This is a genomic window from Thiothrix subterranea (assembly GCF_016772315.1).
Taxonomy (GTDB): domain Bacteria; phylum Pseudomonadota; class Gammaproteobacteria; order Thiotrichales; family Thiotrichaceae; genus Thiothrix; species Thiothrix subterranea.
The window spans coordinates 2,923,327-2,934,939 of record NZ_CP053482.1 but is presented as its reverse complement, the minus strand read 5'-3'; the positions used below and the strand labels follow the sequence as shown (position 1 = coordinate 2,934,939).

Annotated in this window: 11 protein-coding genes; 6 read left to right on the top strand and 5 right to left on the bottom strand. The window is 52.9% G+C overall.

The window, feature by feature from the left end; translation table 11 throughout:
- Window positions 1–184: 184 nt before the first annotated feature.
- Window positions 185–700: a transcription/translation regulatory transformer protein RfaH gene (gene rfaH, locus HMY34_RS14565; protein WP_202716174.1), complete on the top strand. Its 516-nt coding sequence runs from the start codon at window positions 185–187 to the stop codon at window positions 698–700.
- 8 nt (window positions 701–708) lie between these two features.
- Here the strand turns inward: rfaH and HMY34_RS14560 are convergent, their stop codons facing one another.
- Window positions 709–1,452, bottom strand: a complete 744-nt coding sequence (locus HMY34_RS14560; protein ID WP_202716173.1) for a pteridine reductase — start codon at window positions 1,450–1,452, stop codon at window positions 709–711.
- A 47-nt stretch (window positions 1,453–1,499) separates the two neighbouring features.
- Between HMY34_RS14560 and HMY34_RS14555 the strand changes: the two genes are divergently transcribed.
- Both HMY34_RS14555 and HMY34_RS14550 read left to right on the top strand, forming a co-directional pair.
- Window positions 1,500–2,726 carry a class I SAM-dependent methyltransferase gene (locus HMY34_RS14555; RefSeq protein WP_202716172.1) on the top strand — a complete coding sequence of 409 codons (1,227 nt, stop codon included), beginning with the start codon at window positions 1,500–1,502 and terminating at the stop codon, window positions 2,724–2,726.
- A 32-nt stretch (window positions 2,727–2,758) separates the two neighbouring features.
- Window positions 2,759–3,586 carry an undecaprenyl-diphosphate phosphatase gene (locus tag HMY34_RS14550; RefSeq protein WP_202716171.1) on the top strand — a complete coding sequence of 276 codons (828 nt, stop codon included), beginning with the start codon at window positions 2,759–2,761 and terminating at the stop codon, window positions 3,584–3,586.
- Here HMY34_RS14550 and HMY34_RS14545 read toward each other — a convergent pair.
- The 4 genes from HMY34_RS14545 to HMY34_RS14530 are packed head-to-tail and all read right to left on the bottom strand — an operon-like array spanning window position 3,563 to window position 8,164.
- The gene (locus tag HMY34_RS14545) at window positions 3,563–4,636 is read right to left on the bottom strand and encodes an acyltransferase family protein (RefSeq protein WP_202716170.1); all 1,074 of its coding nucleotides are present in this window, start codon (window positions 4,634–4,636) and stop codon (window positions 3,563–3,565) included. The genes HMY34_RS14550 and HMY34_RS14545 overlap by 24 nt on opposite strands.
- Window positions 4,637–4,638: 2 nt before the next feature.
- Window positions 4,639–6,192, bottom strand: coding sequence for a tRNA(Met) cytidine acetyltransferase TmcA (locus HMY34_RS14540; RefSeq protein WP_503663875.1), 1,554 nt, complete (start codon window positions 6,190–6,192; stop codon window positions 4,639–4,641).
- A 23-nt stretch (window positions 6,193–6,215) separates the two neighbouring features.
- Window positions 6,216–6,554, bottom strand: a complete 339-nt coding sequence (locus HMY34_RS14535; protein WP_202716169.1) for a P-II family nitrogen regulator — start codon at window positions 6,552–6,554, stop codon at window positions 6,216–6,218.
- Between the two features lie 2 nt (window positions 6,555–6,556).
- Window positions 6,557–8,164 carry an NAD+ synthase gene (locus tag HMY34_RS14530; protein WP_266096958.1) on the bottom strand — a complete coding sequence of 536 codons (1,608 nt, stop codon included), beginning with the start codon at window positions 8,162–8,164 and terminating at the stop codon, window positions 6,557–6,559.
- 116 nt (window positions 8,165–8,280) lie between these two features.
- Here HMY34_RS14530 and HMY34_RS20580 point away from each other — a divergent pair, with 116 nt between their 5' ends.
- The 3 genes from HMY34_RS20580 to HMY34_RS14520 are packed head-to-tail and all read left to right on the top strand — an operon-like array spanning window position 8,281 to window position 11,562.
- Entirely contained in the window at window positions 8,281–8,523 is a 243-nt protein-coding gene (locus HMY34_RS20580) for a PP0621 family protein (protein WP_407701833.1), read from the top strand.
- Window positions 8,481–10,109 carry a two-component system sensor histidine kinase NtrB gene (locus HMY34_RS14525; protein WP_202716167.1) on the top strand — a complete coding sequence of 543 codons (1,629 nt, stop codon included), beginning with the start codon at window positions 8,481–8,483 and terminating at the stop codon, window positions 10,107–10,109. Before HMY34_RS20580 ends, HMY34_RS14525 begins: the two co-directional genes overlap by 43 nt.
- A 19-nt stretch (window positions 10,110–10,128) precedes the next feature.
- Window positions 10,129–11,562 (top strand): sigma-54-dependent transcriptional regulator, encoded by a 1,434-nt coding sequence (locus HMY34_RS14520; protein ID WP_202716166.1) that lies wholly within the window; start codon window positions 10,129–10,131, stop codon window positions 11,560–11,562.
- The last annotated feature ends 51 nt before the right edge of the window (window positions 11,563–11,613 follow it).

Genomic DNA, 11,613 nt, shown 5'->3' with positions numbered 1-11,613 from the left:
CTATTCAGCTTTCATTAATAACATTGCGAGATTGATAGAAATTTTCTATTGCAATAGGGGTTGAACTTAACAGTATATCGAATAGACTCAAAAGAATGTAACGTGAAGATACTTGTGAATCTTGGGGATTTAGCAAGTGTAGCGTTGACGAAAGGTTTAGTCGGGCTTACTAAAGGTATCAGATATGAGTGTCAACACAGCTAGAAACTGGTTTTTGCTGACGAGCAGACCGCACAAGGATGAAGTGGCAGAATTTCATCTGCGCAATCAAGGTTACGACGTTTACCGCCCACTGGCGAAACGCTTGCGCACCCAGCGGGGTAAAGCCATCACCAAAATCGAATCACTGTTCCCGCGTTATATGTTCATCCACCTGGATAAAGGCGTGAATGACAATTGGGCACCGATTCGCTCCACCACCGGCATCAGCAACTTTGTACGTTTTGGATTAGAACCAGCCTGTGTGCCAGACGAACTCATTATCGGCTTGAAAGAGCAGGAAGCGTTATTCGGCGAACGTTCCATTGACCTTGATCGCTACCATACCGGCGATAAAGTCATCATTACCGAAGGCCCTTTCCGGGGCTTGGAAGCAATTTTCCAACAATATGATGGTGAAGAACGGGTCATGGTATTGCTGGAAATTCTCCACAAACCCACCAAATTGAAATTGAATCCGGGGCATTTGTACGCCGCCTGAGTACAGTGCTAATGGTTGAGCAAGCGCCCTCCATCGACGGGGATGATTTGCCCGGTAATGTAATCCGCATCGCGCACCAGAAATAGCACAGTTTTGGCAATATCAGCGGGGCTGCCTTCACGTTTCAAGGCCGTTTTTGCCAGAATTTCGGCGTGCATGGCGTGATTAGCGGGCATTTCCGGCCACAAGATCGCGCCAGGGGCAATGCCATTCACCCGCACATTCGGCCCTAATTCGCGTGCCAGCACTTGGGTTAACATCAACAAACCGGCTTTGGCAGTGCAATAGGCGGCGTAACCTTGTAAGGGGCGCATTCCGTGAATATCGACCATATTGATTATGCAGCCGTGATTGGCTTGTAAATGCGGCGCGGCGGCTTGTGCCATGAAGAGCGGCGCTTTCAGATTGGTGCCGATCAGGTCATCAAACTGTTGTTCGGTCACGGTAGCTAAGGGGGTGGGGTAAAACGATGAGGCGTTGTTTACCAAAATATCTAATCTGCCCGCTTGTTCAAGAGTTTGCGTGATTAAGTTGGGGATGCTGGCGATGTCAAGTAAATCACCGCGCACTAAAAAGCAGGCGTTTTTGCGTTGCGCGTTTAATTCGGCTTGCAGTTGTTCGGCATCAGCGGCGGAATTGCGGTAGTGGATGACGACGGTTGCACCTGCGCTGTGGAGCGTGCGGGCAATCTCCGCACCGATGCGCCGGGCTGCGCCTGTGAGTAGTGCTACTTTACCTTGTAATGTCGCCATGCCATACCTTCTGTTAAGCTTTATGTTTTCCACCATCATAACCTGACATGCGCTTTACCGACACATTACCCACACCTTCCGCCGAGGCATTAGCCCACAGCGAACAACTCGCCCAACGCATCCGCGCCGCCATTGAACGCAACGGTGGCAGCATTTCCTTCCACGATTTCATGCAAATGGCGCTCTACGAACCGGGCTTGGGCTACTACGTGGCAGGTTTGCACAAAATCGGTAAGACTGGCGATTTCATCACCGCACCGGAAATTTCCCCGCTGTTCTCGCAATGCCTTGCCAACCAATGTGCGCAAGTGCTGACCGAACTTGGCGGCGGCGACATACTAGAATTGGGTGCGGGTAGCGGCATTATGGCGGCGGATATGCTGGCACATTTGGAAAACATCGGCTGCTTGCCTGACCATTACCTGATACTGGATCTCAGCCCCGAATTACGCGACCGCCAACGCCAAACCTTGCAACAACACGTGCCGCACTTGCTGGCGCGGGTGGAATGGTTGGATCGTTTGCCTGCAACTCCACTGCGCGGCGTGATCGTCGGCAACGAGGTGCTGGATGCGATGCCAGTGGAACTGTTTACCGTCACAAATGGAGTGCCGTTTCCTGTTGATGTAACCATCGCAGATCAAGGCTTCGCCTTTACCCCTCACCCCAACCCCTCTCCCTCAAGGGGAGAGGGGCTAAGAGAAAAATTACCTAGTGCGGTGCAAAAACTCTTACTCCCCTCGCCCCTTGAGGGAGAGGGGCTGGGGGTGAGGGGTTCTTCCTACACCTCCGAATTCAACCCCGCCCTGCCCGCTTGGATGCGCAGCATGGCAGATACCCTCGCCGCTGGCGTCTTGCTGCTAATCGACTACGGTTACGAACACGCTGATTATTACCGCCCGGAACGCACCGCAGGCACGTTGCTTTGCCATTACCAACACCGTGTACACGCCAACCCACTGATTTACCCCGGTTTGCAAGACATTACCGCCAGCGTCGACTTCACTGCGGTGGCAAATGCGGGGCTGGACGCGGGTTTGGAATTGGCAGGCTACACCACCCAAGCGATGTTCCTCGCCAATAGCGGCTTGGAAGCTGTATTCATGCAAGCGCTGGAAGCCAACCCCGCTAAGCAATACCACCTCGCCCAACAAGTACGTACCTTAAGCCTGCCCGCCGAAATGGGCGAACGTTTCAAGGTCATGGCATTTAGTCGGGGGTTTACGCCAGAACTGCAAGGTTTTCGATTGGGTAGCCAGCAACATCGCTTATAATCTCACGACTAAATACACACCAAAGGACATTTATGGATTTTATTTTACTGCTGAAAGCCGCTGTCATGGGGCTAGTGGAAGGCGCAACCGAGTTTTTGCCTGTTTCCAGCACCGGACACCTGATTCTCGCGGGTGACTTGATGAACTTTATGGATCACGACAAACGCGGCGTGTTTGAAGTTGCGATTCAATTAGGCGCAATTCTGGCGGTGGTGTGGGAATACCGCATTCGCTTTGTCAGCACGTTTGCCGGTTTGGGGCGTGATCCGCTTGCTAACCGTTTGATTATTAATCTGGCGATTGCCTTTTTACCCTTGGCGATTCTGGGCTTGCTGTTTGGTGATGTGATTAAAGAGCACTTGTTTAAACCCGTACCGGTTGCCATTGCCTTCATTTTGGGCGCATTTGTGATTTTGTGGGCTGAAAAACGTCAACATACCGTCACCATTGCCACCGTTGATGACATCAAGCCATTGGATGCCCTTAAATTAGGATTGGCGCAAGCGGTAGCCTTGATTCCGGGTACGTCACGTTCGGGGGCAACCATTATCGGCGGCTTGTTTTTTGGGCTATCGCGTCAGGCGGCGGCAGAATTTTCCTTTTTCCTTGCCGTACCCACGTTAGGCATCGCGTCCATATACACCATGTATAAAGCACGCGATTTGCTGAGTTTTGATGACATCGGGGCATGGATTGTCGGCTTCATCTTTTCCTTCATCAGTGCCATGATCGCGGTACGGGCGTTAATTCGCTACGTCAGCCACCACGACTTCACCGTGTTTGCGTGGTATCGAATTGCGTTCGGGGTCATTGTCTTGATCACCGCGTACACCGGCTTAGTCGAGTGGACGGTGCACTGATACCGGTGCTGGGGGTTTGGAAATCAACCCTTCCAACCCCCAGCGCAAACGCTTACCCAACGGGATTTCCAAATAACGGTGGGTAAAGTGCGAATACACCAACACTGTCACCAACGTTAAGCTCAAAATCATTGGCTTATCCCAACCGTGTTGCAAAGCGAAGTGCCGAAAAATCATGAGGACGACCAAATGATTCAGGTAAACCGAATACGAAATCTCTCCCAAATAAGCCAGTTTACGCAAACCACGCGACAACCATCCCTGCTCAAACGCGAAAATGGCTACCATCAACAGCGCCAGATACGGCACGAAAACATCCATCCCCACTGAATCCCCAGTGCGACTCCAGAGAATGCCGACGACCGCCAATACACAAGCCCCTTCCAACCAAACCGCATACCGTGCTACTCGCCAATCCTCGCGGTAAAACAGGTACACCCGGTAAGCCAAAATACCCAATAAAAACGATGCCATTCCCCGCAACATCCCCGCATTAATAATACTGAGGTATGTCTCCGCCTGCGCATTCAAATTACCGTGCAACTTCAACAAACTCACCAGACCAAACGTGCTCAATAAAAATAACAGGCCACTGGAGGTGTTACGAGAAATCAGAAAAATAAACAGAATATTGACCCAAAACTCCACCGATACCGACCAGCTAGGATAATTCCAGGTCAACCCCTGTGGACTCAGACCAATGTTATGCGTCAGGGTCAAATGCTGCACAAACGTAAACAATGCACCATCAGGAAAGCCCGGCATTGTCCAATACATCAACCAATGCACCAACACAAACACAAACAGCGTGTAAAGATGCAACGGATACAAACGCGCAATCCGATGGCTAATAAACACCGCCGCGCTAGTGGGCTTGTCACGGTACAAATAACGGTGCGCGAGGATAAAACCGCTCAACACCAAAAAGAAATCCACCGCCAGATAACCCAAGCCACCGTAGACATGAAAATACACCACCCACAATGCCGCCAAACCGCGCAAGGCATCGAGGGCAAGAAACCGCTGCCCACTCACTAAAACTTTTTCCACGCTCATAACCCTTTGAACAATAACGCTGCCGCCGCACTCAAGGCTTTCACTTGCACCACCGAACGGCTGCCGCTGGCGGTATCTTTGCGAAACCCGACCCGTGCCAATACAAATCCGGCACGTTCCCAAAAGCGCAGCAATGGCGGAGTCATGGCGTAACTGACCCCCATGTAATCTGCCCCGCTGTGGGTGGCGAATCCTAACAGATGTTCCAGCAAGTGCGCACCCAGACCGTGATTTTGCCAGTCAGGATGCACTGCAATCCGCATCACTCGTTCACAAATCAAGGTTGCCGCACCGGGGATTTTCGCGTGAAAAGTGAGGGTTTGCGGGATGGGGTGTCCGTGGGGGCGGCGCGTTCCGGCGTGAATCGCGGCGGTCAATTCCGCATCAAAACCACCTTCGCGGGACAGTAAGGCGACTGCCAAGATTACGCCTTGCTGTTCGAGGATATGGATGGAAATGTCGGGTGCATCCAACATCTGGCGCAGATCGGAAGGGCGCGTTTGGTAGTGGGCGGTGATGAGTAGGCCGAACAGTTGGCGGAGTAAGGGTTCGTTGTGGGCAAGTTCGTCTCGGTTTAATTGACGGTAAAAAGGATGTAGGGGCGTATTGCATACGCCCGCTTCCACATCCGCATCCAGCAATAGCGCCCGATTGATGAAGCACTCCAGTGGGTCGTTTTCCGCCCAACGGATCGGCGTGTGTAACCGCACTGCTTGCCAACCCGCAACACGCGCCTCCAATTCTTTCTGAAAACGCAATGCAAACCCACGTCCGCTCCCCTCATACCCGTGCAAGGTAGTGGAAAACACGCAACACGGGTAATGTTCCAGCATTTTCAACAACAGCGGCACAGGAATCGCCGCTGCCTCATCCACCAACAACACATCGCCTTGTGGCAAGGTTTGCAGCAGGTCATCAGGTGCAAAAAATGGAGGGGGATTTTCCGCGTGTTTGAAAACAGTTGCGACGGTGGCGCGGGAAGGTGAGGTAAGCAACACCTTTTTGCCTGCCGCCATCAACTGGCTGGCAGCCATGCCCAACGCAGCCGATTTGCCGCGCCCTCGATCCGCCGTTAATACCACTGGGGAAATGGAATGGACGATGGTTTGTATGGCTATTGATTGCTTGCATTGAAGAGGGCGAACGCCATTCGCCCCTACAAGGGAGGGTCTTTGTAGGGGCGAATGGCATTCGCCCTCTTTTCCATCCAACAACCGCACCAAGCGCTGCAAAAACCGCCCCTGCACGTCTTCCGGTTGATAAGGATAAGGAATAAACCGCCGATAATCGGGGTCAGGAAAAGCCGCCCACGCATCCAACGGCGGTATCAACAAAAACAACGTCCCGCCACCGCGCAACGTGCCACTGACCGCCGCAAACGCATTCACATCAAAGCCACTATGCGCATCAAACACCAGCGCATCACACTCTTGCCCCAATAGGGTATGCGCTTTCTTGATCGCATTCCCTGTCAGCCAAAACACCTCGCCTTCCGCAGGCAGCAAGCATTGCACCCGCTGCAAGCATTGCGTCTGTGAACCCTCGATCAGCTCCAGACGACGCGGCAGGTTATTTATACCGCATCCCGCCCGCTTTCACCGGTACGGATACGAATAGCCTGCTCAACCGGCAACACGAAAATCTTGCCATCGCCAATCTTGCCGGTGTGTGCTGCTTTTTGAATCGCTTCAATCGCCGACTCCACGTCTTCTTCCTTGACCACGATTTCCAGCTTCACTTTGGGCAGAAAATCTACCACGTATTCCGCGCCACGGTACAACTCGGTATGACCTTTTTGCCGCCCGAAACCCTTCACCTCAATCGCCGTCATCCCGGTCACACCGATTTCGGTCAAGGCTTCGCGCACATCGTCCAGTTTGAACGGTTTAATAATCGCCTGAATCAGCTTCATGCTCACTCCTTTGGGGGGTTGAAAGGTAAATTTTTACGCCAAGCAGAGGTAATCGGGTAACGCCAATCCTTACCAAAGCCACGCCCGCTGATGCGCACGCCCGGTGCTGCTTGCCGCCGTTTGTATTCGCTCAATAGTACCAGATTCACCACGCGGCGCACGGTTGCCGCATCGAATCCACTGGCAATAATATCCTCAAGCACCTCATCACCTTCGATGAAACGCCGCAAAATCGCATCCAATACCGCATACGGTGGCAACGAATCCTGATCCACTTGCCCCGGCGCAAGTTCAGCGGAAGGCGGGCGCTCAATCACCCGCTGCGGAATCGCCTGCCCCAAGGTATTCCGGTATTCCGCCAGCGCATACACTTGCAGCTTGTACACATCTTTCAGCGGTGAAAATGCCCCCGCCATATCGCCATACAAGGTGGCATAACCCACCGCGCTCTCGCTCTTATTGCTGGTAGACAGCAACAAACTGCCCAACTTATTCGACAGCGACATGAGCAATACCCCGCGAATCCGCGCCTGCAAATTCTGCTCGGTCACATCCACCGGGCGCTCCCCAAACTCCGGCGCTAACGAAGCCGTGAAACTGTCGTAAATCGACGCAATCGGTATATTGCGGTAACGCACTCCCAGCCACGCGGCTTGCTGTTGCGCATCCTCCAAACTCATGCCGGATGTGTAATGAAACGGCATCATCACCGCCTCGACATTTTCTGCGCCCAAGGCATCCACTGCTAACGCCAGCACCAAGGCGGAATCTATGCCACCCGATAGGCCCAGCAGCACACTGGAAAACCCGTTTTTGTGGACATAATCGCGGATACCGGTGGTCAGGGCTTGGTAAATAACCGGTGTAATGTCAGATAATGAGGGTAGGGGCGACCGGCCGGTCGCCCCTACGGGGGAGGTGGTAATATCCCACTCTTCAACAAACACGCCTGCCGCAAACGCCTTTGCCCGAAACACGATATTTCCCGCCGCATCCAGCAGCATCGAATCGCCATCGAACACCAGCTCATCCTGCCCACCGACCAGATTCACATACGCCAACGGACATTGATTGCTCGACGCCTGCCGTTGCAACAAGGCTGCCCGTTGCGCCTGCTTATCGTAACTAAACGGCGACGCATTCAACACACACAGCACGTCCGCTCCCGCTGCCACCGCCGCTTGAGCAGGCGCATCCTCCCAAATATCCTCGCAAATCAGGATGCCGACCTTAACGCCCGCCACGTCCACTACCAGCGATTGCGTACCCGGCGTAAAATAACGTTTTTCATCAAAAACGCGGTAATTGGGCAAACATTGCTTGCTGTATTCCGCCAGAATCTGCCCATCGCGCAACACACACGCCATGTTTTGCAACACCGCACCGCGACGCAACGGCACACCCACAATCACAGTAATGCCAGCGGTTTCTGCTGCCAAGGTTTCCACGCCTGCCTGCATTTGCGCCAAAAAGTCGGGGCGAAACAGCAAATCTTCCGGCGGATACCCCGCCAAGACCAGCTCTGGGAAGACAATCAAGTCAGCCTGCTGTTCCCGTGCTTGACGGATAGCGGCCTGTACCTGACGAAGATTATTTTGCACATCACCCACACATACATTTAATTGGGCTAAAGCGATGCGTAATGTCTGATTTTTCTTTTGCACGGTGTCATAAAACGTTAAGGTAGTTAAGTCAAAGACTATACCTGAAAAGGCTGTAACACATCATGTCCCGCATTATTTTTATCCTTGTTTTGCTGGTAGTCGGTTTCCTTCTGTTAAAATCTTGGCAACGTAGGCAAAGCCTGAAACAACAACACCAACAATCGTCCGGGAAAATCACAACAAATACCCGCATGGTACGCTGCGAACACTGCGGCCTGCATGTCCCGGCGCCTGAAGCGATTTCCCAAGGGGGGAAACACTTTTGCAGCCTGGAACACGCGCAACAACACTTGACGAAAAGCTAATCCCGGTCTTTTTACACGAAGACCCTTGGAATTTACTACGCCTCTACCATGTCTACCGCTTTACACTGGCGGGTGCATTATTAGTCTCGTTGGTGCTGGATTACAGCAATGTCAAATTGGGGCAACATGACCCCGGCCTCTTTGTTTGGCTCACTGGCACTTATCTGCTAGTGGCCGTTTTCAGCAATCTCGCTTCGTATTTTCAATGGCCGGATTTGCCGGTGCAAACCGTGCTGTTTGTCATCCTCGACATTGCCATCTTGCTAGGCTTGTTGTATTCCAGCGGTGGCATTGGTGCGGGCTTTGGCATTTTATTGCTGATCCCCGTCCTGATTCCTCACCTTGGCAACCCCGGTCATGTATCGCTGCTATTGGCGACGTTGACAGGCATCGCATTGGTCGCCATGCAAATCTGGCTGCAAAGTCAAAATGAATCCGACACCAGCGGCGTCATGCACAGCGGCTTGATTGCCTTGTTCATCCTGTTGATCAGCCTCGCCAGCAATCGCTGGATTCGCAAAGCCAGCGCAGTCGCGTCATTAGCTCAACGGCGCGGCGTTGATCTTGCTAACCTCTCGCAACTCAACCAGTCGATTCTCGACAAACTCGAATCCGGCATTGTGGTGGTGGAAGGCTCCGGCGCAATCCGCCACATGAACGAATCCGCGTGGGACATGCTAGGGCAACCCGGCAACTGGCGCAGTAAACCTTTGCAGCAATTCGCCCCGGAACTCGATCATCATCTGCAACATTGGCTGCACACCATTTGCCCGCGTATTGCCAGCTTTGATGTGCGCCATCAAAACACCACCGAAATGCGGGCGCGGTTTTCCCAACTGGGGAATCAATCGCGCCGCGCTACCATGATCAATCTGGAAGACACCACCGAACAACGCGAAAAATTGCAAAGCGCCAAACTCGCCTCTCTCGGTCAGCTCACCGCCAGTATTGCGCATGAAATCCGCAATCCTTTAGGCGCAATCAGCCACGCCGCGCAACTCATGAGCGAATCCCAAAATCTGGATAAAGCCGATGTACGTTTGCTGCAAATCATCCAATCCAATGCCCGCCGCATGAATCTGACCATCGAAAGCGTGCTCAACCTCTCCCGCAAAAAAACGCCCAACCGCGAACGCCTCGCGCTCAAATTGTGGTTACACGAATTCCGCAAAGATTTTCTGCTGCAAAACAAATTGCGCATTGATCAGATGAACTTATTCATCGAACCGGCGGACACCGTGATTGAATTTGACCCGGCGCACTTGCACCAAATCATTTGGAATTTGTGCAGCAACGCCTACAAATACGCACACGATGACCCCAAGTATTTACAAATCGACATTCACGGCGGCAACCCGACGCATACCCGCGACATTATGCTCAATGTGATGGATAACGGGCGCGGCATGACCGAAGCGCAACGCCAACGCCTATTTGAACCGTTTTTCACCACCAGCACCCAAGGCACAGGCTTGGGTTTATTCATGTCACGCGAACTGTGCTTGACCAATGGCGCAACCTTGGACTATGTTGCGTTAGCGTCCGGTGGAAGCTGTTTCCGCTTGGTGTTTGCGCATCATCGCTAAAACCATAAGATAATTATAAATGACTGAACAAACCGTACTCATCATTGATGATGAACCTGACATTCGTGAACTGTTGGAAATCACCCTGTTACGCATGGGGCTGGATACCATCACCGCTGGCAATGTGGAAAATGCCCTCAGCCAGATCGAAAATTACCACCCGCATTTGTGCCTGACCGATATGAAATTGCCCGATGGTAGCGGCATCGACATTGTGCGTTACCTGCAAAAAAATCACCCGCATATTCCGGTCGCAGTGATTACGGCGTTTGGCAGCATGGATACGGCGGTGGAGGCGCTTAAAGCGGGCGCTTACGATTTCGTCTCTAAACCCGTGGATTTGCCGAAACTGCGCGAATTGATTCAAACCGCGCTCAAGCTTTCCGCTGGAAAGGGGCGTCAACCCAGCGACGAAGAAGCGGGCAGCGACACCCACAGCAATAGTATTTTGGGAAATTCTCCGGCGATGCAGCAACTCAAAGCCACCATCCACAAACTGGCACGTAGCCAAGCGCCAGTGTACATCCACGGCGAATCGGGCAGCGGTAAGGAATTGGTCGCGCACCAGATTCACCAGCAAGGTTCGCGCGTCAAAGCACCGTTTGTGCCGGTCAACTGCGGGGCGATTCCTGAAAATCTGATGGAAAGCGAATTTTTCGGACACAAAAAAGGCAGCTTTACCGGGGCAATGGCGGATAAGCAGGGGCTGTTTCAAGCAGCGCACAAAGGCACGTTGTTTTTGGATGAAGTCGCGGATTTGCCGTTGACCATGCAGGTCAAATTACTGCGGGCTATTCAGGAAGGCGCGGTTAAACCCGTGGGGGGCTTGGAAGAAATTCCGGTGGATGTGCGGATTCTCAGTGCAACGCACAAGAGTTTAGAACACGAAGTCGCGGCGGGGCATTTCCGGCAGGATTTGTATTACCGCCTGAATGTGATCAAGTTGAAAGTGCCACCGCTGCGCGAACGTCAGGAGGATATTTTGCTGTTGGCGGACTTTTTCTTGCAGAAAATTGCGGAACGTTGGCAGATGCCACCGATTCGGTTGTCGCCTGCGGCGCGGCAAGAGTTGGGGGCGTATGGGTTTCCGGGGAATGTGCGCGAGCTGGAAAACGTGCTGGAGCGGGCGAGTACGTTGTGTGATAACAATACGATTCAGCCGGATGATTTGCAGTTGCCGGTGGAAGCAAACATGACGGCTTGCGCCGTTACCCCTCTCCCCAACCCCTCTCCCTCAAGGGGCGAGGGGCTTGAAGAAAAAGAGAAAAAAAGTAGAGGGGATGCGGAGGCGTTACCGGCGTGGAATCCGGTGGATGAGGAGGCGGAGCGCGATTTGATTTTGCGGGCGTTGGAGCAGACGCGCTGGAATCGCACTAAGGCGGCGGAAGTGTTGGGGATGTCGTTCCGGCAATTGCGTTATCGGATTCAGAAGTATGGGTTGGATGAGGGCTAAGTGACGTTATGTGTTCAGATACGCTATTATCAATGGCATCGGCACAGGAGA